Genomic DNA, 24,769 nt, shown 5'->3' on the forward strand with positions numbered 1-24,769 from the left:
TTTAGGGCGGCGGCCGTCCGGAACGGCCGACCGCCCAGGCAAAAAATCAAAAGCCCTGCTGCACAAGCAGAGCTCCTCGAGGCAAATTTTCCAACCCGTTTTACTCCTCAACCAGCATCAACAATTTTTCATGCATATGCAGGTTCAACTGACGCATGACACTGCGCAGGGTTTCAGGATCCCTTAAGACCAGTCCATCTGCCCACCGTTCCAGGAGGTACTGCACAAACTCCATAAACCCGCTGGCCAGGGTTAGCGTATACAATTCCCGGTAACGGTTATTATCCGGCTGGCAACCAGTACCGAGGCTTTCTTTGTGGGTAAGCTTGAAATTGCGTAGCTCCTGTTCTTCCCTGGTCCAGGAGACCACACCATCAATGACCTGCACTTCCTTACCGCAGGTGTCACAAATAAATTTAGCCAAATATAACCCCTCCCTTATTCTACCCCCATAAAAACACTTCCCTATTTCCCCTCACTCAGGTCTTTAAAAACTTTTCTTTTCAGTTTATATTTAGATATAAAAGATTAAACTCCTGCTCCCCTTTTAAAATGGAATTTTTCCCTTAAAGGCAAAAAATAATTTTTCTTTTAAGAAGGAGGCCAATTCATAATCAGGCGCGGCGTGAAAGATAAATAGTCGGCGCTGGTGAGATAAAAGTTGATGCCCCAGGCCTGATCGGGCAAACGGTAACGGCAGGCCCGGGCATGCAGGTGGCCGTAAACCACATGTTTTACGCCGTACTCTTGAAAAATTTCGATAAATCCGCTGTATTCGTGTTTTTCATTAGTCGGCATATAATGCATAATGACAATGATTTCCTCCGCTGGCCTTTGCACGCTTTCCAGGGAGTTCCTCAACCGGATGAGTTCGCGCTTGTAAATTTTCATATCTTCATCCTTGAAAAAGGCGCCGTTGGGGCACAGCCATCCCCGGGTACCGCAGATGACCAGATCACCCAGCCGTATGTGGTCGTTCTGGATCAGGCGCATATTGGGAGGAGCCAGCGCCCGCACCCGGGAGATACTCTGCCACCAGTAATCATGGTTGCCCTGTACGGCTATAATAAGCCCCGGCAGCAAACCGAGAAAATGTAAGTCCGGCCGGGCTTCCTCCAAACGCATGGCCCAGGAAATGTCCCCGCCCACCAGCACCACATCGTCGTCAGTAACGATCCGCGTCCAGTTTTCGTAGATGCGAGATGCATGAGCGGCCCACGACTCATCTACCTCGGCCATGGGCTTATACTCCGGACTGTCCCCCCAGTTTGCCGGATCCGGTGTCCTGGAAAAGGATAAATGTAAGTCGCTGATAGCATATATTTTCATCTTAGTCTCACTCTCCCACCCAGCGTGCCCTGGCCTGGGGCCGGGCGCGGAAAAGGGGGGAACTTAAAGAACAAAGGGGTGTAACCCGATGAATGAGTACAAACTCGTGGTGGTGGTCGAAACCCAGGAACACGTTTACATTCGCCTGTTTGTCAACAATGTCCTTGCCAATCCCGAAGGCTTGATTCGCCTGAAGCATGCAGAACTGGACCAGCTATTTCGTGACCTGTTCAAGGGTTCCAGGGGTAAATGCATTAAATGCTACTGTCAATACTCCCGTTAACCCGGCCCCAGCATTCCTCTTCGACACATCTGTCCGGACTCCTGCTCCTGGTACGGGGAAAAAAAGACGCGACTTGCGGCAGAAGTCGCATCTTTTTTTCGGGAACCGTCGAAGAGGTTAACCGTGAATAAGCGGCGGCAGGCAGCGGGTGCACACCCAGAGGCTTTCGCCGCGGTGCCGGCAAGGGAGCAGCGGAATACGGTCCTCGGTGTTACCACAGCGGAAACAGGTTTGGGTAATGTAGGTTTTTTCCTTACCCTTTAAGTGCTCGTGGACTGCCTCTTCGGAAAAGGCCGGCGCTTCCCGTTCTTCAATGGAAAGGGCGCCCACCGGACAAACGCCGATACAAAAACCAGCACCATCGCATAGTTCCTCCCGAACTACCCGGGCCTTACCATCCACAATCTGGATAGCCCCTTCGGCACAAGGGGTCACACACAGACCGCAACCGGTACATTTTTCCTCGTCTATGCGCACGATCTGACGCTTAGGCATGAAAAAACCCCCTCTTGCTAGATTACATTACTTCCTGCCATTAAAATAACCGATCCTGCCCGCAAACGCTGTGCGCTTCTTCCCCCACCGGCTGTGACTATTCTCACATTGCTGAAAAAGTGGTCTATCGGTTAGCAGAGTCCCATATATATCAAAAGGGTCGCCAAATCCCACGTGCACGGACGGCAGTAATCAATGCGGTGCGAAGCGGGTGACCAAAAATGCAAAAACACCGGGAAACCATGCGTCTGTTCTGGACGGCCTGTGCCATCCTGTTTGTTTTGGGCATGATTACGCAGCCCCAAACCGTCTATGAGGGGGCCGTCTACGGCCTTGGTGCCTGGTGGAATATAGTATTCCCTTCCCTTTTACCTTTTTTCATCGTTTCCGAACTGCTCATGAATTTTGGGGTCGTGCATTTTATGGGTGTTCTTCTGGAACCGGTTATGCGCCCCCTTTTTAACGTCCCCGGTGCGGGATCCTTTGTCCTGGCTATTGGTTATACCAGCGGCTACCCCATTGGAGCCATGGTTACCGCCCGCCTGCGGGCCCAAAAGCTATGCACCAGAATCGAAGCGGAACGGTTAATGTCTTTTACAAACAACTCCAGCCCCCTATTCATGCTGGTGGCGGTAGCCGTAGGTATGTTTCACAACGCCTCCCTCGGTCCCCTCATTGCCGGAGCCCATTACCTGGCCAACCTTACCCTTGGCCTGGCTTTGCGTTTTTACGGCCGTCGCGACCCGGAGGTGATCCCCCGGCCTATGGCCGACAGGAATACCTGGATTTTAAAACGGGCCCTGGCCGAAATGGTCACCCGACAGCGCCAGGATAAACGTACTTCGGGCCAGATTATTGGCGATGCCGTAAAAAATGCCATCAATAATCTTTTAAACATCGGCGGTTTTATCATTCTCTTCGCCGTTATTATTCGCCTGCTTACTCAAGCGGGTTTCATTGACTTAGTGGCCCGGGCATTAGGGCTGGTGTTGGTGCCTCTCGGCCTCTCGCCGGCAGTGCTCCCGGCCCTGGCCAGCGGGCTGTTTGAAATGACCACGGGTACCAAGCTGGCTTCGGAAGCGGCTGCCCCTTTGCTTCACCAGTTGATTGCCGTAGCCATGATCCTGGCCTGGAGCGGCCTGTCCATCCAGGCCCAGGCGGCCAACATGATCGCCGGAACCGATATTCGCATGGGCCCTTTTATACTGGTACGGGTAGCACATGCCATCCTGGCCGCCTTTTATACCTGCCTGATGTTTGGCCCGGCCGCAACTTTAAACCAGTCTCTGATCCAGCCTGTTTTTACACCACTTCTCACCACGGTTCAACCCGTTTCCCTTTGGAGCGCGAGTCTTATTTCCCTGTTCCTGCTCCTTCTATCCCTGGGTATCATGATTATGCTGGCTGTGGTGCTGGTCATACTAACCCATATACGCGTCATTGTACTCCGTCCTAGATAATCTTGACAGTTTTTCTGGCAATTGCTTATAATAGTCTTAAAATAAGATAGAAAATTATGGTTTTGGGGGTTTTCTCCTGGCCGGATGAAGTTTTGCATTGAACATACCCGGCAGCAGAAAACCAGCCGGGACTACTATTTTTTGGGAGGTGTCAGTGTGAGAGTTGCTATGTTACACTGGGCTTTTCCACCGATTATCGGCGGGGTGGAAAGCCATCTGGCCATGTTGTGTCCAGAGCTTGCCCGCTACGGTTGCCAGGTAAGCCTGCTCACCGGGTCCACCCTGGAAGAGGAAGTGGATTACACCTGGCGGGGATTAAGGATCTTACGCCACAGGCTAATGGATCTGAACAGCCTGGATGCAAAACAAATCATGGACAGAAGAAATGATATTCGCCGGTTGATTGGCGATTTTATCCAACAAGTTCACCCTGACATTATCCACGCCCATAACATGCATTACTTCAGTCCGGTCCATCTTGAGGCTCTGCTGGAAGCAAAGAAGCGCTGGGGAATCCCCCTGGTACTAACGGCCCACAACGTCTGGTCTGACTCAGTCTGGGAAAAAATGTGCCGTCATGCCGCCGAATGGGATGCGGTAATTGCGGTGAGCCATTACATCAAGAAAGAACTGGTTAAAGCCGGTTTTCCTGAAGACAGGATTACCGTGGTGCACCACGGCATCGATCTGGAAAGATTTAGACCCCCTACCGAAGAGGATCTGCAAAAGGCGTGGGAAACCTATCCAGAACTAAAAGGGAAAAGGGTCATCTTCCACCCGGCACGCATGAGTTACGATAAGGGCTGCCATATCAGCATCAAGGCCTTCAAACTCATCAAGGAACAATTTCCGGATGCCCTGCTGGTGCTGGCCGGTACGGAAAAAACCGTGGACTGGGGCAGCCGGCAGCCCGAACACGTATCCAGGATCAAACGCCTGATTACGGAACTGGAGCTGGAACGGGATATTTTTATCCGTTTCTTCTCCTGGGATGAAATACCGTTGATGTACCAGGCCGCAGAAGTTAGCATCTACCCCTCCTGTTTTGAGGAACCCTTTGGCCTGGCCTTGCTGGAATCCCTGGCCACGGGTCGTCCCATGGTAGTCAGCCGGGCCGGCGGTATGCCCGAGGTAATCCAGGACGATATCAACGGCTACGTGGTGCCGATGCACGATCACGAGGCTTTAGCCGAAAGGTGCTGCCATTTGCTGGCCAATCCCCAGAAGGCCCGGCAAATGGGTGAAACAGGGCGGCAAATGGTAGAAAAAAACTTTACCCGCGAAGTCATGACAGCCCGTACACTCCAGGTTTACGGTAAAACACTGGCCTCTTACCTGCGCAAGCAAAAACAAATTGCCTAGGAGGTAATGCGGTGCTTGATATCACCCACATACCGGGGTTAGCCACCCGGACGTGCCTTTCCCAGGAAGTGCTTAAAGAAGGAGAACTTTTTTTCATTTGTGGACCCGAGGGAGAGGTATCCCATGAGCATAACGGGGGCTTTGGACTCTATTACCGGGACACCCGCTTTTTGAGCTGTCTGGAAATGGGGCTAACGGAAGGGAACCTTCTATTCCTCTCCTCCTCCATTAAGGACAGCCACTTTGCCCAATTCGAACTTACCAACCCGGCCCTGGACCGGGACAATCATGTTATCCCGGCAAGCACCATTCACATCCGTGCCCTGCGGGTCCTGGATAACGCCCTGTTTCAACGCTTGCGGCTAATCAATTTCAACCCCATGCCCGTAATGATCACCCTGCAGATCACCCTGGGAGCCGATTTTCGGGATATTTTTGAGGTGCGGGGCTTTATCCGCGACCAGGAGGGGGAAATTTTTATCCCGGTGTCTACCCAGGAGGGAGTCCTCTTTGGGTACCGGGGAAGAGATAGCCTGTGCCGTTATACCAGAGTTTCCTTTTCCCCTTATCCCGACGGTGTGGAGACAAACGAAGAAAAAAACCTGGCCACCGCCCGGTTCTCCCTCACCTTGCCTCCCGGACGCAAAGTTTACCTCTACATGCAGGTAAAGCCTTTTATTGGCAACAAGCCCAATCCTGCCTGCACCCGCGGGAGAGGAACCATTGCCGCGGGATTCAGCCGGGCAGTGCGCAAAACCTATTCTCTCTATGAAAAGTGGAAACAGCAGTGTACCCAGTTTAAAAGCGATAATGTCTTTTTGAGCAACATGCTCCGGCGCAACGTGACCGACCTGTACGCCCTGTGCACCTGCTATCCCGATCTGGGCACCATTGTGCAGGCCGGCATACCCTGGTATGCGGCCCCCTTTGGACGGGACGCCCTGATTACTTCCTGGCAGGCCTTAATTGTCAACTCCGACATTGCGCGGGAAAGCTTGTACTTCCTGGCCCGCCTGCAGGGGAAAGAGTATAACCCCTGGCGGGATGAAGAACCCGGGAAGATACTCCATGAGCTCCGCCGGGGAGAGCTGGCCGCCTGCGGGGAAATTCCCCATACTCCCTATTACGGCAGCGTGGACGCCACTCCCTGGTTCATCATCCTGCTTTCCGAAACCTACCACTGGACTGGAAACAAACAGCTACTAACCGATCTGGCTCCAAATCTTTTTGCCGCCGTGGAATGGTGCCGGAAATACGGGGATATGGACGGCGACGGGTTTATTGAATATGCCGTCCGTTCCCCCGGGGGGCTGACAAACCAGGGCTGGAAAGACTCCTGGGACGGGGTTATTGATCCCCGGGGCAGTCTGCCCACCGGTCCCATCGCCCTGGTGGAAGTACAAGCCTATTATTACCTTGCTTTAAAGCGGGCCGCTGAAATGGGCCGGGTACTGGGAAAGGATGACTGGGCCTGGGAGCTGGAACAGGAGGCCCTGGTCCTGCAACGCAAGTTTTTAGAGGCTTTCTGGATGGAAGAGGAACAGTACCTGGCCTTTGCCCTTGATGGTGACAAAAAACAGATTAAAACCATTGTCTCTAACCCGGGCCACTGCCTGTTTACCGGCATTCTACCCGATGAACTGGCCGTGGCCGTAGCCCGGCGGCTGTTAACCAGCGACATGTATTCCGGATGGGGTATTCGCACCATGAGCAAATCCATGGGGCCGTATAATCCCATGAGTTATCATAACGGTTCGGTCTGGCCCCATGACAACGCCATCATTGCTTACGGGTTACGTTGCTACCGCCAGTTTGACCTTCTGGAAAAAGTGGTCACCGGCCTTTTCGAGGCGGCCATGTCCTTTCCCTATCACCGGCTGCCGGAGGTCTTCTGTGGTTTCACCAGGCGCAGAGACGGCGGCCCCGTACATTACCCCACCGCCTGTGATCCCCAGGCCTGGGCCGTAGGGACCATGCCCCTGCTCATACGTACCATGCTGGGCATCTCCTGCTGGGGTAACGAGGTGCGGGTGAGTGCTCCCCAGCTGCCTCCCTGGGTCCAGGAAATCCAGATCTGCAACCTGGCCGCAGGCTGCGGAACGGTGGATCTGGAATTTACCCGTAAACAGGGCAAAGCCTATTGCGGAGTGCTGCGGGCCACGGGCAACACCCGCGTGATCATTGAAAATTAAAAAGGAGGTGGAAGTTGTGTACGGCCATGGACGAAACCCCGCACAGGTGGTTGTAGTTTCCAACCGGGGAGCCTATACCTTCCAGGAGGGTCACGATCAATTAATTACCAGGCGCACGGTAGGAGGACTGGCTTCGGCGGTGGAACCGGTTCTGACCGCCCACGGGGGAACCTGGATCTCCTGGTGCGGGCGCATTGATAATACGGGCAAGGACCGGGGCGTTAAGCTGGGCATCCCACCGGGAGAACCACGCTACCATATCCAGGAGGTTTTTCTCTCCGCAGAAGAACATGATAACTACTACCACGGTTTCTGCAACGCTTGTCTCTGGCCCCTGTGCCACCAGCTGCCCGAACGTTGTTCCTTTAAAAAGGCTTACTGGGATGCTTACCGCCGGGTTAACCAGAAGTTTGCCCACATCACCCTGGAAGCAAAAAAGGAAATTTACTGGATACACGATTTTCACCTTGCCCTGGTACCACAGCTCTTGCGGCACCAGTCACCCGGGGCTACCATTGCCTTCTTCTGGCACATTCCCTTTCCCCCGGCAGACCTTTTCCAGATCCTCCCCTGGGGACGGCAGATCATCTACGGTCTTTTGGGCAGCGACCTGATCGCCTTCCATACCAGCCGGTACGTACAGAATTTTCTCGATACCGTTGCCTGCTATTACCCGGCCAGAATTTACCCAGAACAGGGCCTGATACGCCTGCGCAACCGCCGCATTTTGGTGCAGGCTTTGCCGGTAGGTATTAACTGCCACCGCTTTGAACAGCTGGCCGCCGATCCCGCCGTGCGGGCCAGGGCGGAGGAAATACGCAAATCCCTTGGTGCGGAAAAGGTGCTTCTGGGCATAGATCGCATGGACTACACCAAAGGAATTCCCGAGCGGATACGGGCCATGGCCTACTTTTTGGAAAAGTGTCCTGAATACCGCGGAAGGGTCACCCTGTTACAAATTGCCGTACCCAGCCGCAATGGTATTGGCGAATACGGAGCCTTAAAGCAGGAAGTGGAACGAATAGTAGGCGAAATCAACGGACGGTACGACCAAATGTATGGAGCCGTACCGGTGCGCTACCGCCATCAATCCCTGGATCAGGCAGAGCTGGTAGCCCATTACCTGGCTGCCGACGTGCTGCTGGTGACGGCCTTAAGGGACGGCCTTAATCTGGTGGCCAAGGAATTTGTGGCTTCACGCATTGATGGCAAGGGAGTGCTTATCCTGAGCCCCTTTGCCGGAGCGGCCCAGGAACTTCACGGAGCACTGCTGGCCAATCCCTTTGAACCGGCCCACCTGGCAGCCAAAATCAAAATAGCCCTGGAGATGCCTTTCCAGGAACAAAAAAGCCGCCTGGAATCTTTGCGCCGCATCGTGAAAAGCCGGGATGTGCGCTGGTGGTGGCAGAACAACTTGAAACTGGTTAAAAGCCTGGGTTCCGGCCTCACCCCGGCAGCCATCAACGCGGCCAACCTGTAAACCGGGAGGCCGGTTCCCTGGTGCGCAAGGAACCGCCCATGACAACCCCGGAAAAACTGGCTGCATGGATGGCTGCGGCATCCCGGTTGCTGCTCATGCTGGATTACGACGGCACTCTGGTACCTATTGCCCCCACCCCGGATCTGGCCCGGCCGAACCCGGAACTTCTGGCTACTCTGCAAAAGTTAACCCTTTCCCCCGGTCGAGTGGTAGCGGTGATCAGCGGTCGTAAACTGGCCGAACTACAAAAACTACTACCCCTGACCGGCCTGTACCTGGCTGGTTCCCACGGGGCGGAAATACAGGAAACCGGGGGCAAAACATACCGCCTGTTCGAGAATCGCAAGCTGGAAGAAAACATTTCAAGCCTGGAAAGGGTAGCGAGGGAATGTGTGGCCAACAGCAGGGGCTTTTTAGTGGAAAATAAAGGCATCTCACTGGCCTTACATTATCGCCTGGCAGATCCCGACCTGGCCCGGGAGGTGCTGGATAGTTTTATCGAAAGAGTTGTCCCCATCATGGGCAAAAACCGGTTGGAAATCCTGCCGGGAAAAAAAGTGCTGGAAATACGCCCCCGGGGAGTAAGCAAAGGAAGAGCGGTGCAGTACCTCTGCGGGAAATATGGCGGGGCACTACCTGTTTATATTGGAGACGACCGGACCGATGAGGATGCCTTTATGGCCCTCAAAAGAGGCTATGGTATCCTGGTGAGCCCCCAATCCCGCGCCAGCGCCGCAACCATTCGTTTGTCCTCACCCCGGGAGGTGTACACATTGCTTCTCCTGCTTGCTAAGGAGGGTTATTTTTAGCCTTTTGAAGACAACTTGAGGCCAACAATAAGTTGCCCCCGCGTAATACAATAGCCGGTAATACAAATGCAGGCCGCCAATGGTATGCTTTTTCCCCTTGCCGGACATGATAAACACAACCGACACCAGGTTCAAAGTAGGTGAGATACTTGGCGGACCTGCATGCTTTTTTTCGCCCCCAAACGGTAGCCATTGTCGGTGCTTCCAAAAAACCGGGTAAAATTGGCAACGTGTTAGTGAAAAATATGATCGCCTGCGGTTACCCGGGCAGGATTTATCCCGTCAATCCCAAAGAGGAAGAAATAGAAGGGCTTCGCTGTTATCCCAATTTAAGCGCCATCGGAGAAAGCGTGGACCTGGTGGTGGTCGCCGTTCCGGCCAGCCGGGTAATCGCCGTAGCACAGGAATGCGGCCTTGCGGGGGCCAAAAATCTGGTGGTAATCTCGGCAGGATTTAAGGAAGTGGGCAAGGAAGGACTCATTCTGGAAAAGGAACTCACCCGCATTTGCCGCAGTTACGGCATGGGCCTTTTAGGGCCCAACTGCGTTGGCATGATGGATACCCACGTACCCATAAACGCCTCCTTTTCTGCCGTTTTTCCGAAGCAGGGGAACATCGCTTTCATTTCCCAGAGCGGGGCCATGCTGGTGGCCATTTTGGACTGGAGCCTGGCCACCGGACTGGGCTTTTCCCGGATTATCAGCCTGGGAAACAAGGCCGATCTTAATGAAGCGGATTTTATAGCCGACGCGGCCAACGACCCCAACACCAGGGTTATCCTCTGTTACATCGAGGACGTGGCCCGGGGCCAGCAGTTTTTACGGGTGGCCAGGGCGGCCAGCCGCAAAAAGCCGGTGATCATCCTCAAAAGTGGTGCCAGCCAGGCCGGGGCCCAGGCCGCATCCTCCCACACAGGGGCCCTGGCCGGCAGCGACCTGGCCTATGAGACGGCTTTCCGGCAAAGCGGGGTCATCCGTGCCCGGAGCATGGCCGAGCTTTTTGATTTGGCCGTTGCCTTTGCCCACCAACCCGTGCCCAAAGGAAACCGGGTGGCGGTGGTAACCAATGCCGGCGGACCCGGCATTGTAACCACGGACAGCATCGAAATGAGCGAACTGACCATGGCCCGCTTCAGCAAGGAAACCAGCCAGGAGTTAAGGGCCAACCTACCGCGGGAAGCGGCCATTTATAACCCGGTGGACGTCCTTGGTGACGCCGGCGAAAACCGCTACCGCTTTGCCCTGGAAAAGGTGCTCGGTGATCAAAGTGTGGATAGCGCGGTGGTGCTGGTCTGCCCCACGGCAGTCACGGAACCGGAACAAACCGCCCGGGCCATCATTGAAACTCACCGCATTCACCCGGATAAGCCGGTATTTGCTGCCTATATGGGCGGAAAAACCCTGGCGGCAGGAGCTAAACTCCTGGCAGAAGAAGGCATACCCTGTTTCACCTTTCCGGAGCCGGCGGTCAGGGCCTTGAGCGGGATGGTGCGCTACGCCCGGGCCAGGGAATTGCCGGAAAAAGAAAAGGAGCTCGAGCTGGGTGGTATCCAGCCCGAGCCGGTTAAGGAAATTTTGCAAAAAGTACGCCAGGAAGGCCGGTTAACTCTTGTCGGCAGTGAAGCCAGCCAGGTGGCCGGCTGCTACGGGATTGCCGTGGCCCCCATTGTCCTGGCCACCAGTCCCGATGAAGCAGCGGCCAGGGCACAGGAAATTGGTTTCCCAGTGGTCATGAAGGTAGCCTCCCCACAAATTTTACACAAAACCGACATCGGTGGAGTAAAAATAGGGGTGGAAACTCCCCAGGAAGTGAAAAAAGCCTTTATTGAGATTACCGAAAACGTCCAGCGTTTCCTGCCCAAGGTGGTTATCCACGGCATTGAGATTCAAAAAATGATGCCCAAGGGAACGGAATTAATCATTGGCATGACCCGGGACGTACAGTTCGGCCCTTTAATAGCCTTTGGACTGGGAGGAATTTACGTCAACCTTTTAAAAGACATCTCCTTCCGCCTGGCCCATGGCCTGACCAGGCAGGAAATCCAGCACATGCTTACCGAAACCAAGGCCTACACGTTGTTACGGGGTTACCGTGGCGAAAAGCCAAAGGATATCGGGGCAATCGTAGAAATGATTGCCCGGACTGCCAGGTTGGCGCTTGATTTTCCTGAAATTGGAGAAATGGATATTAACCCGGTTTTTGCCTATCCGGACGGGGCCTTTGCCCTGGATATAAAAATCACCATATCGTGAGGTGTAAGCGGTGAAAAACCTTTATATCATTGGTACGGCGGGCAGCGGAAAAACAGCCATGGCGGTGGGCCTGGCCCTAAAACTAGTCCAGCATGGATATAAGGTAGCCTATTTTAAGCCGGTGGGCCATCCCACCGGTGTAAGGGAACAGAATGACGAGGACGCGCGGCTCATGCAGGAGGTGTTAAATTTAAAACAACCTCTGGATGTAATCGCACCCTTTATCGCCGGTCCGTCCTATCTGTCGGGCTACCGGCAATGCGAGGCATTAGAACGGATCCTATCCTGCTACCGGCAGGTCAGTGCCGGGGCAGACGTGGTGCTTATCGGGGGAGCCGCCTTCCCCCATATCATGGGGTGCTGGGGCCTGGATGCCGTCACCCTGGCCAAAAAGTTTGAAGCCCTGGTCTTGTTCACGATCCGCATTGAAAATGATTTCAGTCTGGATGAAGCCATTTTCGTCAACAGCTACCTGGCAAATCAGGGCATCAAGATGCTGGGGAATGTTTTTAACAACGTCCCCCGCCCGTTACTGGCCAAAACAGAAGGGATTTATAAGTCCATCCTCACCGAACGGGGATACCGTACCCTGGGTATCATTCCCCAGCGTCCGGAAATATCTTCGCCCACAGTGGCGGAATTTTACGAAACACTGGGCGGGGAAATCCTGGCCGGCGAAGAAAATATGGACCGGCTGGTAGAGGACGTGATTGTCGGTGCGATGACTATTGAAAGTGCCCTGGGTTATTTGCGTCGGGCTCCCAATAAGGCGGTGATTACCGGGGGTGACCGGGCTGACCTGGCCCTGGCGGCCCTGGAAACCAGCACGTCAGTGTTAATCCTCACCGGTGGTTTATATCCGGACGTAAAGGTTATTGCCCGGGCAGCAGAAAAAAACGTGCCGCTTATTCTGGTGCATTACGACACCTTTACCACTATTGAAAAGCTGGCGGAGATTAGCCGGCGAATCCGCCCCCGGGACCGCAAACGCATTGCCCTGGCCCGGGAAAACGTGGAAAAATACTGCGATTTTCCCGCCATACTTCACGCCCTGGCGGATTAGCCCTGGGCCGCCCGGGAATTAACACCGTCACTAACCTTAACTCCTCTTAATTCAGCCCGTCCGTTGCGAATCTGGGTCATAATCTTGTCCAGTTCCTCTTCCAGCTCACCCAGAATCTCATCGGCATATTCCCGGGCCCCCTGTTTGATTTCCCTGGCCACCTGTTCCGCCTTATGGACAATTTCGTCTGCCATGGCCTGGGCCTTTTTCACCACTTCACTTTCTTCCGCCCGTTTTTCCAGCTGTTTCTGGGCATCCTCCAAAAGACGACCGGCCTCCTTGCGGGTGTCAGCCAGCACCTTTTCCCGTTCCTGGAGGAGCCAGCGTGCCTGGCGCAATTCTTCGGGCAGGGTGGTGCGAATGCGGTCCAGGTAATCCAGCAGGCGATCCTCGTCCACCATCACCCGCCTGGTCATGGGTATACGGGGACTATTTTCAATCATCTCCTCCATCTCATTTAAAATATGGAATAGCTCCACTCCTACCCCTCCCTAACCGGTTGTTGAAGGGTTATAAATTTTTCCCGCAACTTTTGTTCTACCACGGGGGGTACCAGGTCACGCACACAGCCCCCGAAGTAAGCTACTTCCTTTACGGCACTGGAACTGATGAAGGAATATTCCGCCCTGGTCATGAGGAACAAAGTATCTATTGAAGGAACCAGTTTTTTGTTGGTCAGGGCCATCATAAACTCGTTTTCAAAATCGGAAATGGCCCGCAGACCCCGGATAATTGCCTGGGCACCCAGGCTTTTCGCGTAATTCACCGTCAGCCCATCAAAGGAATCTACCACCACGTTATAATAGGGCTGCAATACCTCCCGCAGCATTTCTAACCTTTCACTAACGGTAAAAAGCGGCTTTTTGCTGGTGTTGCGGGACACCGCCACAACCAGCTGATCAAACAAACAGGCCGCCCGCTCAATTACATCAAGATGTCCATTGGTTATCGGGTCAAAACTTCCCGGATAAACCGCGATGCGCAAAGATTTAATCCTCCTCTCCGGCAATTCCGGGCTGATAAAATGAAAGCGTGGTATCTCCCACTTGATGTTGCCGGTATTGTACCAGCCGCCCCACCTGACCGGGCAGTACCTGCCGCTTGCTGCTTTCGGCCACTACAATGCCACCGCGAGCAACCAGTCCATGACGATCAATGGCCTCCAGAGTGGGCAACTCCAGGTCTTGTCCATAGGGTGGGTCCAGGAAAACCACATCAAACTGCTGTCCGCTCAATTGCCTCAAAGCCAGGAAAACGTCTTGCGCCAGCACCTCAGCCCCTTCCGCCAACCCCACATGAATAAGGTTATCCCGGATGGTTTTGACTGCCCTTTTATCCCTTTCGATAAACACTACCTGAGCAGCACCGCGACTCAAGGCTTCGATCCCCACGTTGCCTGTACCGGCATAAAGATCGAGGAAGTGAGAACCGGGAATCCGCGGGCCCAGGATATTGAACAGGGATTCTTTAACCCGATCGGCAGTGGGTCGCCCGCTCCATCCCCGGGGAATTTTCAAGCGGCTTTTTTTGGCAATGCCGGCAATAACTCGCAAGATCGCGATTCCTTTCCTCCCTGTGTCTCAACGCAAATATTATAGCACATTATACCAGAAAAATCGATCAGGCAAAATATGTAGTGTATAATCCTCCTCGAGGCGGACAATATATATATGAAACTTGGAGGGATTTTAATGAAAAGGGGGGCCGACGGTGTGCTCTTTGATCTTTTTCGTTCCTTTGGAGTCAACCTTGATTTAGCGCTGGAAGCCCGGGAAATTGTGCGGGGGGAAACGGGACAGGAAATCCCCGGTGTACGGGTGGATCGGGAAAGGTTTGAACATGGGGAAGTAACCATTGTACATATTGTCGAAAAAGCCGCCGAAACCATCATGGGTAAACCCGTGGGTACATATATTACCATCGAAGCTCCCGTGTTAAGGGAAAATCACCCGGCCGCCCACCATGAAGTAAGCCAGATTCTCGCCCGGCAACTGGAAAGATTTGTGGCCCATATTCCGGAGTATGGGAATATCTTACTGGTCGGTCTGGGAAACTGGCGCGCAACCCCGGACGCTCTGGGACCAAAGGTTATTGAGATGAGTCTTGTAACCAGGCACCTGTATAATTACGCCCCACAGGAGTTAAAAGGCGGCATGCGTTCCGTCAGCGCCCTGGCCCCGGGAGTGCTGGGGTTAACCGGTATAGAAACGGCAGAAATAATAAAGGGAGTAGTAGAAAAGATCCGTCCGGAGTTGATCATTGCCATAGATTCCCTGGCGGCCCGCAGTGTAACCCGTATCTGCACCACCATTCAAATAGCCGACACGGGAATCAGTCCCGGTTCAGGCATTGGCAACCGCCGGGCCGGAATCAACCGGGAAAGCATGGGAGTGCCGGTAATCGCTATCGGGGTACCCACTGTGGTACATGCCGCCGTCATCAGCCAGGATACCATTAACGCCTATTTGGAACAACTACAAAATACGCCTGTGAATACGGGGTTTAACCCCGCCCTGGCCCGGCGGGCCATTGAACAGGTTTTAGAACCTTTTGGCGGCAACCTAACGGTAACTCCCAAGGAAATAGACGCGTTAATTGCCACTACGGCCAAAGTTATCGCCGGGGGTATTTCCCTGGCCCTGCACCCAGGTTTAACTGAGGATGACTACAGCTATTATCTGCATTAAAAAATAAAACTGAACAAAGTATTTGTGGTTGGGCGTCCCTGCCGGGGGCCCAACCAACAGGGAACCAGATTCGGCCGGTCTTCCTGCTAGTTGGGACCCCCCGAAAGGGAACTGTACAAATAACCGGTACACCGCACCAGACCTTGTGTACCCAAAAAGCTCATACCTTAACCTCCGTTAAGGAGTGGTGCGAGCGTTGGTTACTTGAGGAGTCGGAGGCTGGGTACCGTTGGCCAGGCTTTGTTCATAGGCGGCAATCATCTTCCGGACCATGTTACCGCCAATGGCTCCGTTCACCCGGGAAGGCAGGTCACCCATGTAACCGCTCTGGGGAACCTGGATGCCTAGCTCGGCAGCGGTTTCCCACTTGAACTGTTCCATGGCCGCGGCGGCCTGGGGAAGAATCAGCTTATTCCGCTTTTGCCCTAACGCCATCTGTCGTCACCTCCTTGCCTTTAGGCTATTCTTATTATGGCCCTGTTGCAATTGATTATGTCTAGAACATTTTACCCCGGCATGCCACCACAGCCCCCTTAACATAAGGTTTTAAGAAAAGGGCTTTGCCTTGTTCTGTCTTGGTTTGGCTTTCCTGGCCTGATTTTAATATATTTTTGGAAGAAAAAAGCCCCTGTGGGCTTTTACTTTGGACTTTTAACCAATATCCAGGTATCCCGCCTTCCCGCCAAACCTCAAGCGCAACTCCCGGGCCAGGGGGCGGTGTTCGGGAGCTTTTAACTCAGGATCCTTTTTTATTAAAGCCACCGCCTCCTGCCGGGCAAGCTGTAGAGCGCGCCAGTCGCGGACTAGGTCGGCTATTTTAAGTTCAGGCAGCCCCGATTGTCTGGTGCCCGTAAATTCACCCGGCCCCCTTAACTGCAAATCTTTTTCCGCCAGGGCAAAGCCGTCGGTGGTGGAAGTCATCGCCTGCAGCCTGAAGCGGGCTTCTTCGGTGGAGCTGTTGGAAACCAGAACGCAGTACGATTGGGCTTTCCCCCGCCCCACCCGCCCCCGCAACTGGTGTAACTGGGCCAGTCCGAAACGATCGGCGTCCAGGATCACCATTACCGTGGCGTTGGGTACATCCACACCAACCTCCACCACGGTGGTGGTTACCAGCACCTGGATTTGACCCGTGCGAAAGGCCTCCATCACATCCTCTTTTTCCGCCGGTTTCAAGCGACCGTGGAGCAAACCCAGCCGGTACCCTGCCAGGGGACCCCGGGAAAGTTCCTCCATTAACTCCACAGCAGCCCGCACATCAATTTTTTCCGATTCCTCCACCAGGGGGCAAACCACATAAGCCTGGTGGCCTTTTTCCACTTCCCGCCGCACCAGGCCATAAACATCCGACAGGCGTGAAAAAGGAAGGGCATAAGTTTGTACCGGCCGCCGCCCGGGAGGCAGTTCGGAAATGGTGCTTACCTCCAGATCCCCGTAGAGGGTAAGAGCCAGAGTGCGGGGAATGGGTGTGGCCGTCATGACCAGCACGTCAGGACAGTGTCCTTTATATTGTAAAATAGCCCTCTGGCGCACCCCGAAGCGGTGCTGCTCGTCAATAACCACCAGGGCCAGTGACTTAAACTGCACTTCTTCTTGAATTAAGGCATGAGTACCAACCACCAGAGGTATCTCCCCGGAGGCAAGACCGGATAACAACTGTTCCCTCTTTTTCTTTCTCAAGCTCCCTGATAGCAGACCAACTTTTATTCCCAGGGGAGCCAGGCTCCGGGAGAGGGTAAGGTGATGCTGCTCCGCCAGGATTTCTGTGGGTACCATCAGCGCTCCCTGCAGTCCACTACCCACTGCCCAGAGCAGGGCCAGGGTGCTAACCACCGTTTTGCCCGCCCCCACGTCTCCCTGCAACAACCGGTTCATGGGCCAGGGGGCATCCATGTCGGCTTTGATTTCTTCCCAGGCCCGCTGCTGACCGGGGGTTAGGGTAAAGGGCAAACCGAGAAGAAATCTCTTGACCAGGTTCATGTGATCGTGGTAACGGTGCGGTTTTAACTTCCGGGTAATTTGCCTGCGCCTTAAGGCCAGGACCAGCTGGAGCAAAAACAGCTCCTCAAAAATAAAGCGTTTTCTCGCCCTGATGGCCTCCTTCTCGGTGGCCGGAAAGTGGATCTGGCGCAGGGCGCTGGAAAGCTCGGGCAGGAAAAACTTTTGCCGCACCCCCGGGGGGAGGAAGTCGTTGATGCGGGGCGTCCACTCGTCCAGGGCGAGGCGCATTAAGGACCGCATGAGACGCTGGGTCAATTGCTCCGTAAGGGGGTAAATAGGTACTATACCCCCCTGCGGTACGGGATCCTCGTCCTCTAACAATTCATAATCGGCAACCAGCAGCTGGATCTCGCCAAAGCGGCGTTCAATTTTCCCCGTAACCTGCACGCGGCTACCGGCCGTAAACAGTTTTTTTATGTAGCGCTGGTTAAACCAGACGGCAAAAAAGTGCCCCACCTGTTCCTGCACTTTTACCCTGGTGATCCATAATCCGGATCTGGGGTTAAGCTCGGTGACTCCTACAACCATTCCCTGCAGGGTAACCTGTTCTCCATGGGCACAGGCGTAAGACAGCCTCACCGTGCGCTCCTGGTATTCCCGGGGAAAGTGGTAAAGCAAATCCTTTATCGTCCTGATCCCCAATCTCTTTAGCAGGGCAAAACGGCGTGGGCCTACCATTTTCAAATATTGTACGGGATACTGCTCAAAATCAACTTCAGCCATTGGGTTTGCCTGGAAAGATTTTACCCCCTTTTCAACCTACGGTATCCTACTTTCAACTGCCGCCGCCGGAACAGGCTCCTACCTCCCCCCCCGGCACGGCAAGCCCGGGAATTATTTATGAGAAAAATATGGGGACACCTTCACCTGTCCACCTTGCACGGCAGTGGTATTTTTGCTAGAATGTAAGGAGTGGGCTTGCAAAAGGAGGTGGCTCTATTGGCCAGGAAATGTGCTGTTTGCGGTAAAGGTGTGGTGGTTGGGATGCAGGTAAGCCACTCCCACATCCGGACCAAAAGGACCTGGCAACCCAACTTACAGCGGGTAAGGGCTCTGGTCAACGGTACTCCCAGAAGAATCCTGGTGTGCACCCGCTGCCTGCGCAGTGGCAAGGTACAAAGGGCTATCTAGAGAAAGCGGCTGTCAAGCCGTTTTTTATTTTTTGGAGAAGGCACGACGTCGTCCTCCGCTCGCTCCCTGGCTTCCGGCGGCCTCGCTTCACCGGTGATGTTACCGGCGCTTAAGCTGCGTCGCTCGCTTATGACCACGTCGTACCTTATCGGACGAGCAGTTGGAGAATTTTAAAGGATCCTTTGCAAACGGGGGTTTGGGGTAATGCCGGGTATGCGCCCCCGCTTGGCAATGGGTTTCCCGTTCACTTCTTTCAAATCCATGGTCATGTCTATTGGTGAAGCACCGGATATGTAGCTGCCCACCCCGAAGGCATCCGCCCCCGCCTGGTTCAGCAGCTGGATCCGCTCGGGGGTTAAACCGCCGCTGACCACAATCTCTACGTGTTTGTATCCCGCCTGATCCAACCGGGCACGCACTTCCCGGACCAGAGCGGGAGTAACCCCTCCCCGCTCGCTGGGGGTATCCAGCCTGATGGCCGCCAGATCTTTCCCCAGGGCCTGGGCAACCCGCATCGCTTCTTCGGCCTCATCCTTAAAGGTATCCACCAGCACAATCACCGGCGTACCTGCAGGCATGGTCCGCTGGTAGGCCAGGGCTACCTCCAGGGTGTCTCCCACAATGAGCATGACGGCGTGGGGCAAGGTGCCCACGGGCTCCTGACCGGCAAGTTTGGCCCCTAAAATACAGCTGGCACCGTCGGCTCCCCCCACCACCGCCGCCCTTTCCATAACCGGCGCCACTGCCGGGTGAACGTGACGGGCACCAAAGCAAATCACCTGCTTGTTGCCCGCGGCTTCCTTACACTGCCTGGCTGCCGTAGCCCAGCCGCTGGAACTGGCCAGAATACCCAATAGGGCCGTTTCATAAATACCAAACCGGTCGTAGGGGCCGTGGATACGCAGAACAACTTCCTTTTCCCCAAACCATTCCCCCTCGGGTAAGGCCCAGACTTCAACCCCCGTTCCGGCCAGCAGATTTTTTACCTCCGGTACTCCGGCCAGCACACCCCTTTTGCTGGCAAAAACTTCGGCTACTACTTCCGTACCGGCAAGCCCCATGGCCCGCAGGATTTCCCTGGTTTTGATAAAGTAAATGTCCGTGGTCCAGCCGGCAAGGATTTCATAGCCATCGGCAGAAAAAAGACGCTGTTCGGGAAGTACACGAAAATCAACCACTTCCCTTAAGTTCTGGACTGTATGTGGCGCCCGCACGGTGTGGCCCCCTTTTCCTAACCAAGGCTACGCATGAGATTGGCCATTTCAATGGCTCCTACCGCCGCATCCCAACCCTTGTTGCCGGCTTTGGTTCCCGCCCGTTCAATGGCCTGCTCCAGGGTGTCGGCAGTGATGATACCAAAAATTGTCGGCACACCGGTATCCAACCCCACTTTGGCCACACCCTTGGCCACCTCGGCAGCAACATAATCGAAATGGGGCGTGGCCCCGCGGATCACCGCTCCCAGGCAAATTACCGCGTCAAAGCGCTGCATGGCCACCATGCGCCGGGCCACCACGGGAATTTCAAAGGCCCCGGGCACCCAGGCAATCTCAATATCCTGATCGGCAACACCATGCCGGTGCAGGGCATCCAGTGCCCCCGTCAACAGCTTGTTGGTAATAAACTCGTTAAAACGACCCACCACCAGACCAAAGCGCAACCCTTGACCAACCAGATGTCCTTCGTATACCTTCGGCATTGTGTTTCTCCTTTCTATAAGCGTTCAGCCAACCCACTTTAAGGCACGGTGTTGTCCCGCTCACTCATATGCTCCGTGTAAGATGCGCACCGCGGCTTGCTTCGGGCCGCCCAGCACTCACTGAATAAGCTATACTGCGAAGGCGAAATTTTTCTACTACCTTTTGCACCTTAGGAATGAGCATTTCTGCCGGTGAGTGCTGGGTTGCCGGGTGCTGTTACCGGCGCTCCGCAAAATCGCTCGCTCTAGACAACGCCGCGCCCTTGTAGTTAAGAGAGCGGTTTTACTGAACATTTACTCCTTTCTATATACTGTTGCGTGACCTGACAGGGCGGCGGTCGCCCGACCAATAGCCACCTTTTGGGACACTCTCATTTTAGCTTACCTCATCGGCGATATTGAGCAGGTGGCCTAGTTTCTTTCTTTTCGTCGCCAGGTAAAACCGGTTGTATTTGCTGGGACATACCTCAATGGGTATCCGGGCCACAACTTCCAGACCATAACCCTCCAAACCGGCAATTTTCCGGGGGTTGTTGGTCAGCAAACGAATTTTCTTGAGCCCCAGATCAGCCAGGATTTGGGCCCCAATACCGTAATCCCGCAAATCGGGTGGAAAGCCTAAAGCCTCGTTGGCTTCCACCGTATCCTTGCCCTGATCCTGCAGCTTGTAAGCCCGGATCTTGTTTAACAGGCCAATACCCCGGCCTTCCTGCCGCATGTAGAGGAGCACCCCGACCCCTTCCTTGGCAATCATCTGCATGGCCCGGGCAAGCTGGTCCCCGCAATCACAGCGGGTCGAACCCAAAACATCACCGGTCAGGCACTCGGAGTGAACCCGCACCAGGGGGGCCTCCACCTGGCTTAAATCCCCTTTGACCAGGGCAAGATGGCCCTTGCCATCCAGCAGGCTCTCATAAGCCACGGCGGTAAAATCACCATATTTGGTGGGCAGGTGGGCGGAATCCACCCGGCGCACCAGTTTTTCCGTCCGCCGCCGGTACTTGATTAAATCGGCAATGGTAATGATTTTTAGACCGTGTTGCCGGCAAAAGGCCATTAACTCTGGTACCCGGGCCATGGTACCATCTTCTTTCATAACTTCACAAATAACCCCAGCCGGGTACAGGCCGGCCAGGCGGGCCAGATCTACCGCTGCCTCGGTATGTCCGGCCCGGCGCAACACCCCTCCTTCCCGGGCACGCAAGGGGAAAACATGTCCCGGGCGGCGCAAATCTTCGGGGCGGGTAGCCGGATCTAAAATGGCTTTGATGGTCTGCGCCCGCTCGTAGGCCGAAATACCTGTGCTCGTGTCTTTATGATCCACGGACACGGTAAAGGCGGTACCGTGTTTGTCGGTGTTATGGGTGACCATAAGGGGCAGATCCAGTTCGTCGGCCCGCTCATTGGTTATGGGCATGCAGATCAACCCCCGGGCATGGGTAGCCATAAAGTTAACCGCCTCGGGAGTGACCTTTTCTGCTGCCATGATCACATCCCCTTCATTTTCCCGGTCCTCATCATCCACAACCACCACCATTTTGCCCTGGCGAATATCCTCGATGGCTTCTTCTATGGTGTTGAAACGAAATTCCATGTCCCGTCACTCCCCGTCTACTTTGATATATAGCCGTACTCAGCAAGAAAATCCAGCGAAATGCCTGATTTTTTACGTTGATCCCGTTCCTGGCCGGGGAGGGCCAGGAACCTTTCCACATACTTCCCAATAATATCCGTTTCCAGGTTCACCAGTTCCCCCGTTTTTTTATTGCCCAGGATGGTGAGACAGGCGGTATGGGGAATCAGGGACACTAAAAAATCCCCCTCACCCACCTCCACCACCGTCAAACTGGTACCGTCAACAGCCACCGAACCCTTTTTCACTATATAACGCAGCACTTCAGGTGCAGCGCCGATGGTGAGCAAAATGGCTATATCATGTTCCTGGCGGCGTAAAATCCGGCCTACGCCGTCAATATGACCTGTGACCAGGTGACCACCCAGGCGATCCCCCACGCGCAAAGCACGTTCCAGGTTGACCCGGTCTCCTGGCTCTAAATGGTCAAGATTGGTTCTGGCCAGGGTTTCGGCCATCACGTCTGCCGTAAAAGAAGAACGGTCAAAGGTCACCACCGTCAGGCATACGCCGTTTACGGCTACACTGTCTCCTAACTGCAAATCACCGGCAATTTTGGAGGCCTCTATGGTCAACCGGGCGGAATCCTTTCCCCGGGTTATACGGCGCAAAATACCTATTTCCTCTACCAGTCCGGTAAACATCAATCTTCACCCCCGCCATCCACGTACCCCTCCACACAGAAGTCCTCCCCGTAACGGGTAAAGGAAATATCCTTCAATCGCACTGCTTCCAGCAGACGGGCCGGCCCATCCCCGCCTACAGGCCCGGGCACCTGCCGTCCGCCAATAATCAGGGGAGCAATGAACCAGATCACCTTGTCTACCAGGCGGGATCCCAGGAAAGAGGCGTGAATTTCGCCGCCCCCCTCCACCAGCACGCTGGTTATCTCCCGGCGAGCCAATTCCTTCATCAAAACCTCGAGATCCACCCGGGGTCCAGGACCGGGTACCACCAGTATTTGCGCCCCGGCTTCCTCCAACCGGCAAAGGTTTTCTTTGGGTGCCCTTTCCGTCACCGCGACAATGGTTGGTGCCGGAGATTGCTGGGTAATCACCCGGGCGTCTGGAGGAGTACGGGCCAGGCTGTCTACAATGACCCGCACCGGGTCCTTACCATTCTCACCCGGAATACGGGTAGTCAGGGAAGGGTTGTCCTTCAGCACTGTATTTACACCAACCAGGATGGCGTCATAACGATCCCGGAGGCGGTGTACGGCCAGCCGGGCCCGGGGGCCGGTAATCCAGCGGGATTCCCCGGTACGGGTGGCTATTTTACCGTCCAGACTCATGGCCGCCTTTAAAACCACGAAGGGGCTACGGGTAGTGATATACTTTACAAAAACTTCATTTAATTTCCGCGCCTCTTCCTCCATCACTCCTACGGTTACCTCAACCCCGGCCTGGCGCAACCGCTCCAACCCCCGTCCGGCAACGAGGGGGTTGGGATCGGTCATGGCAGCCACCACCCGCTTGACGCCGGCGTCCAGAATCGCCTCGGTGCAGGGACCTGTGCGTCCCCGGTGGCAACACGGTTCCAGAGTAACATAAAGGGTAGCTCCCACGGCCTGTTCACCGGCTTCATTTAACGCGTGAATCTCTGCATGGGGGGTACCGGCCCGGGCATGATAGCCCCGGCCAATCACCTGGCCGTCTTTTACCAGCACCGCCCCCACCATGGGGTTGGGACTGGTTCTGCCCAGGGCCCGCCGGGCCAGGTCCAAGGCCATTTGCATGTAGTATTCGTCCAACGCCCTCACCTGCAAAACAAAATAGAAAAGCCCCGATTTGACGAGCAACCTTCAGGGCTAATGGGCATAATGGGGCATGATCCTGCTTTTTTTGTAAAAACAGTGCCTTCACGCCTTCTCCCATCCAGACTTTTACTGTCGGCTCTGGCTTCTCACCAGATCAACCCTGCAATCACCCACATGAGTACAGGGCTCGCGGGCTCGGAAGGTCACAACTTCCATACCGCCGGTAGGGAATTCCACCCGTCCCCGAAGGCTCTTTAATTTTTAGAACCACTAAGGTTATTATAGGCCCGTTCACGACCGGTGTCAATATTGGCGCCGCCAGCTAAAAGTCCAGCTCCTGTTTACTTAACCGGCTGCGCAGGCGGTTTAGTTCCGCCATTACGTCGGGAATGCGTTCCAGTGTGGCACGGCGGTTCTGGAAATCTGACCACGAGCTGCATTCCCCCAAACAGGCATAGAGCACACTCAAGCGCATGTGCAGACGTCGTGGCAAAAGAGCCACATCAGCCCCCAACCGTTCCCAGGCCCCCACGGAAAAGGTTATTTTCCCTCCGTGTAAAGAACAACTGGAATGTTTGCTGAGCTCGTCCAGAACACGCCTGTTTCTTTTTAATTCTTCCAGCAATTCCTCGATAATAAATAACCTTTTTTCTGCTACTTCCTGCTGCCTGGTTGTATGATAGTACCATACAGTGACAATTACTCCGTATAGGGTGAGCAACCCTCCGAGAACTGCCTGGTTAAAACCCATGGTAAACCAGTTGCTGCTTACATCTTTCCAAATGGTGGACGCTGCCGCGGGAAATAAAGCCGTCAGCCAGTAGGCCCGGGCCAGGTAATGGATTATTTCCCGGTTAATCACCAGAGTTAAAAAAACGATAAAGGGACTGAAAAAAATGGCCAGCACCAGCAATAGCTTGCGCAACATCCGCAAGCAGCGGCGAAAGCTACGGCCGGAAAGGAAGCACAGGCGAAAAAACAGTCTAGCCAATTTCACACATACCTCCTTTTGGCCCACCATTAAAAAAAGCCACCGGAAGGTGGCCTCTTCTATATTTTTTGGCTGTGAGGATTGCTTTATTCTTGCACCGGCAACTGTTCTCCACAAAACGTACAATAGCTTCCATTTCACTGGCC

General features: G+C 54.5%; 24 protein-coding genes and 1 riboswitch. Of the genes, 10 read left to right on the forward strand and 14 right to left on the reverse strand.

Going from position 1 to position 24,769, the window contains the following annotated elements; translation table 11 throughout:
* Positions 1-100: 100 nt before the first annotated feature.
* Positions 101-424: a hypothetical protein gene (locus tag D7024_RS10485; RefSeq protein WP_121451761.1), complete on the reverse strand. Its 324-nt coding sequence runs from the start codon at positions 422-424 to the stop codon at positions 101-103.
* 167 nt (positions 425-591) lie between these two features.
* Positions 592-1,329: a metallophosphoesterase gene (locus tag D7024_RS10490; protein ID WP_121451762.1), complete on the reverse strand. Its 738-nt coding sequence runs from the start codon at positions 1,327-1,329 to the stop codon at positions 592-594.
* A gap of 88 nt (positions 1,330-1,417) precedes the next feature.
* Between D7024_RS10490 and D7024_RS10495 the strand changes: the two genes are divergently transcribed.
* Positions 1,418-1,612 (forward strand): hypothetical protein, encoded by a 195-nt coding sequence (locus D7024_RS10495; RefSeq protein ID WP_013822362.1) that lies wholly within the window; start codon positions 1,418-1,420, stop codon positions 1,610-1,612.
* A gap of 117 nt (positions 1,613-1,729) precedes the next feature.
* On the opposite strand, the gene D7024_RS10500 is transcribed toward D7024_RS10495, so the two are convergent.
* Positions 1,730-2,107 (reverse strand): ATP-binding protein, encoded by a 378-nt coding sequence (locus D7024_RS10500; RefSeq protein ID WP_121451763.1) that lies wholly within the window; start codon positions 2,105-2,107, stop codon positions 1,730-1,732.
* 221 nt (positions 2,108-2,328) lie between these two features.
* Here D7024_RS10500 and ylbJ point away from each other — a divergent pair, with 221 nt between their 5' ends.
* The 7 genes from ylbJ (at position 2,329) to D7024_RS10535 (ending at position 12,725) form a co-directional block, all read left to right on the forward strand.
* The gene (gene ylbJ / locus D7024_RS10505; RefSeq protein ID WP_121451764.1) at positions 2,329-3,567 is read left to right on the forward strand and encodes a sporulation integral membrane protein YlbJ; all 1,239 of its coding nucleotides are present in this window, start codon (positions 2,329-2,331) and stop codon (positions 3,565-3,567) included.
* 156 nt (positions 3,568-3,723) lie between these two features.
* On the forward strand, positions 3,724-4,929 hold the full coding sequence (locus tag D7024_RS10510; RefSeq protein WP_121452541.1) for a glycosyltransferase family 4 protein: 1,206 nt from the start codon (positions 3,724-3,726) through the stop codon (positions 4,927-4,929).
* A gap of 11 nt (positions 4,930-4,940) precedes the next feature.
* The gene (locus D7024_RS10515) at positions 4,941-7,121 is read left to right on the forward strand and encodes an amylo-alpha-1,6-glucosidase (protein ID WP_121451765.1); all 2,181 of its coding nucleotides are present in this window, start codon (positions 4,941-4,943) and stop codon (positions 7,119-7,121) included.
* A 16-nt stretch (positions 7,122-7,137) separates the two neighbouring features.
* Entirely contained in the window at positions 7,138-8,601 is a 1,464-nt protein-coding gene (locus tag D7024_RS10520) for an alpha,alpha-trehalose-phosphate synthase (UDP-forming) (RefSeq protein WP_165859344.1), read from the forward strand.
* Positions 8,602-8,621: 20 nt separating this feature from the next.
* On the forward strand, positions 8,622-9,410 hold the full coding sequence (otsB, locus tag D7024_RS10525) for a trehalose-phosphatase (protein ID WP_121451767.1): 789 nt from the start codon (positions 8,622-8,624) through the stop codon (positions 9,408-9,410).
* 149 nt (positions 9,411-9,559) lie between these two features.
* The gene (acs, locus tag D7024_RS10530) at positions 9,560-11,662 is read left to right on the forward strand and encodes an acetate--CoA ligase alpha subunit (protein WP_121451768.1); all 2,103 of its coding nucleotides are present in this window, start codon (positions 9,560-9,562) and stop codon (positions 11,660-11,662) included.
* A gap of 10 nt (positions 11,663-11,672) precedes the next feature.
* On the forward strand, positions 11,673-12,725 hold the full coding sequence (locus D7024_RS10535; protein WP_121451769.1) for a phosphotransacetylase family protein: 1,053 nt from the start codon (positions 11,673-11,675) through the stop codon (positions 12,723-12,725).
* Here the strand turns inward: D7024_RS10535 and D7024_RS10540 are convergent.
* Genes D7024_RS10540 through rsmD form a run of 3 tightly spaced genes read right to left on the reverse strand, consistent with a single transcriptional unit; the run spans position 12,722 to position 14,278 of the window.
* The gene (locus D7024_RS10540) at positions 12,722-13,204 is read right to left on the reverse strand and encodes an ATPase (protein ID WP_121451770.1); all 483 of its coding nucleotides are present in this window, start codon (positions 13,202-13,204) and stop codon (positions 12,722-12,724) included. The genes D7024_RS10535 and D7024_RS10540 overlap by 4 nt on opposite strands.
* A 2-nt stretch (positions 13,205-13,206) precedes the next feature.
* On the reverse strand, positions 13,207-13,710 hold the full coding sequence (gene coaD, locus D7024_RS10545; RefSeq protein ID WP_121451771.1) for a pantetheine-phosphate adenylyltransferase: 504 nt from the start codon (positions 13,708-13,710) through the stop codon (positions 13,207-13,209).
* 4 nt (positions 13,711-13,714) lie between these two features.
* The gene (rsmD, locus tag D7024_RS10550) at positions 13,715-14,278 is read right to left on the reverse strand and encodes a 16S rRNA (guanine(966)-N(2))-methyltransferase RsmD (protein ID WP_121451772.1); all 564 of its coding nucleotides are present in this window, start codon (positions 14,276-14,278) and stop codon (positions 13,715-13,717) included.
* Between the two features lie 138 nt (positions 14,279-14,416).
* On the opposite strand from rsmD, the gene gpr reads away from it, so the two are divergent.
* Entirely contained in the window at positions 14,417-15,412 is a 996-nt protein-coding gene (gpr, locus tag D7024_RS10555) for a GPR endopeptidase (RefSeq protein WP_243113758.1), read from the forward strand.
* A 177-nt stretch (positions 15,413-15,589) separates the two neighbouring features.
* Here the strand turns inward: gpr and D7024_RS10560 are convergent, their stop codons facing one another.
* Together D7024_RS10560 and recG are read right to left on the reverse strand one after the other, a co-directional pair.
* Entirely contained in the window at positions 15,590-15,847 is a 258-nt protein-coding gene (locus D7024_RS10560) for an alpha/beta-type small acid-soluble spore protein (RefSeq protein WP_121451773.1), read from the reverse strand.
* Between the two features lie 216 nt (positions 15,848-16,063).
* Positions 16,064-18,136 (reverse strand): ATP-dependent DNA helicase RecG, encoded by a 2,073-nt coding sequence (gene recG, locus D7024_RS10565; protein WP_121451774.1) that lies wholly within the window; start codon positions 18,134-18,136, stop codon positions 16,064-16,066.
* 216 nt (positions 18,137-18,352) lie between these two features.
* Between recG and rpmB the strand changes: the two genes are divergently transcribed.
* The gene (gene rpmB / locus D7024_RS10570) at positions 18,353-18,544 is read left to right on the forward strand and encodes a 50S ribosomal protein L28 (RefSeq protein WP_013822347.1); all 192 of its coding nucleotides are present in this window, start codon (positions 18,353-18,355) and stop codon (positions 18,542-18,544) included.
* A gap of 170 nt (positions 18,545-18,714) precedes the next feature.
* Here the strand turns inward: rpmB and D7024_RS10575 are convergent, their stop codons facing one another.
* The 6 genes from D7024_RS10575 to D7024_RS10600 form a co-directional block, all read right to left on the reverse strand.
* The gene (locus D7024_RS10575; protein WP_121451775.1) at positions 18,715-19,758 is read right to left on the reverse strand and encodes a nicotinate phosphoribosyltransferase; all 1,044 of its coding nucleotides are present in this window, start codon (positions 19,756-19,758) and stop codon (positions 18,715-18,717) included.
* Between the two features lie 17 nt (positions 19,759-19,775).
* Positions 19,776-20,243 carry a 6,7-dimethyl-8-ribityllumazine synthase gene (gene ribH / locus D7024_RS10580; protein WP_013822345.1) on the reverse strand — a complete coding sequence of 156 codons (468 nt, stop codon included), beginning with the start codon at positions 20,241-20,243 and terminating at the stop codon, positions 19,776-19,778.
* A 376-nt stretch (positions 20,244-20,619) separates the two neighbouring features.
* Positions 20,620-21,837 (reverse strand): bifunctional 3,4-dihydroxy-2-butanone-4-phosphate synthase/GTP cyclohydrolase II, encoded by a 1,218-nt coding sequence (locus tag D7024_RS10585; RefSeq protein WP_121451776.1) that lies wholly within the window; start codon positions 21,835-21,837, stop codon positions 20,620-20,622.
* A 17-nt stretch (positions 21,838-21,854) separates the two neighbouring features.
* Positions 21,855-22,520: a riboflavin synthase gene (locus tag D7024_RS10590; protein ID WP_121451777.1), complete on the reverse strand. Its 666-nt coding sequence runs from the start codon at positions 22,518-22,520 to the stop codon at positions 21,855-21,857.
* Positions 22,520-23,611: a bifunctional diaminohydroxyphosphoribosylaminopyrimidine deaminase/5-amino-6-(5-phosphoribosylamino)uracil reductase RibD gene (gene ribD / locus D7024_RS10595; protein ID WP_121452543.1), complete on the reverse strand. Its 1,092-nt coding sequence runs from the start codon at positions 23,609-23,611 to the stop codon at positions 22,520-22,522. Before ribD ends, D7024_RS10590 begins: the two co-directional genes overlap by 1 nt.
* Positions 23,612-23,734: 123 nt before the next feature.
* A riboswitch (FMN riboswitch) is annotated at positions 23,735-23,887 on the reverse strand.
* 67 nt (positions 23,888-23,954) lie between these two features.
* A complete protein-coding gene (locus D7024_RS10600) occupies positions 23,955-24,623 on the reverse strand; it encodes a hypothetical protein (RefSeq protein WP_125185647.1) in 669 nt (222 codons plus the stop codon).
* Positions 24,624-24,769 lie beyond the last annotated feature (146 nt).

This window comes from Desulfofundulus salinus (assembly GCF_003627965.1).
GTDB classification, from domain to species: domain Bacteria; phylum Bacillota; class Desulfotomaculia; order Desulfotomaculales; family Desulfovirgulaceae; genus Desulfofundulus; species Desulfofundulus salinus.

Excerpts from the sequence above, each read along its gene's own strand:
- D7024_RS10490 (WP_121451762.1), bottom strand. The coding sequence starts at position 1,329 with ATGAAAATATATGCTATCAGCGACTTACATTTATCCTTTTCCAGGACA.
- D7024_RS10495 (WP_013822362.1), top strand. The coding sequence starts at position 1,418 with ATGAATGAGTACAAACTCGTGGTGGTGGTCGAAACCCAGGAACACGTT.
- D7024_RS10500 (WP_121451763.1), bottom strand. The coding sequence starts at position 2,107 with ATGCCTAAGCGTCAGATCGTGCGCATAGACGAGGAAAAATGTACCGGT.
- ylbJ (WP_121451764.1), top strand. The coding sequence starts at position 2,329 with ATGCAAAAACACCGGGAAACCATGCGTCTGTTCTGGACGGCCTGTGCC.
- gpr (WP_243113758.1), top strand. The coding sequence starts at position 14,417 with ATGAAAAGGGGGGCCGACGGTGTGCTCTTTGATCTTTTTCGTTCCTTT.
- D7024_RS10560 (WP_121451773.1), bottom strand. The coding sequence starts at position 15,847 with ATGGCGTTAGGGCAAAAGCGGAATAAGCTGATTCTTCCCCAGGCCGCC.
- recG (WP_121451774.1), bottom strand. The coding sequence starts at position 18,136 with ATGGCTGAAGTTGATTTTGAGCAGTATCCCGTACAATATTTGAAAATG.
- ribH (WP_013822345.1), bottom strand. The coding sequence starts at position 20,243 with ATGCCGAAGGTATACGAAGGACATCTGGTTGGTCAAGGGTTGCGCTTT.
- D7024_RS10585 (WP_121451776.1), bottom strand. The coding sequence starts at position 21,837 with ATGGAATTTCGTTTCAACACCATAGAAGAAGCCATCGAGGATATTCGC.
- D7024_RS10590 (WP_121451777.1), bottom strand. The coding sequence starts at position 22,520 with ATGTTTACCGGACTGGTAGAGGAAATAGGTATTTTGCGCCGTATAACC.
- ribD (WP_121452543.1), bottom strand. The coding sequence starts at position 23,611 with ATGCAAATGGCCTTGGACCTGGCCCGGCGGGCCCTGGGCAGAACCAGT.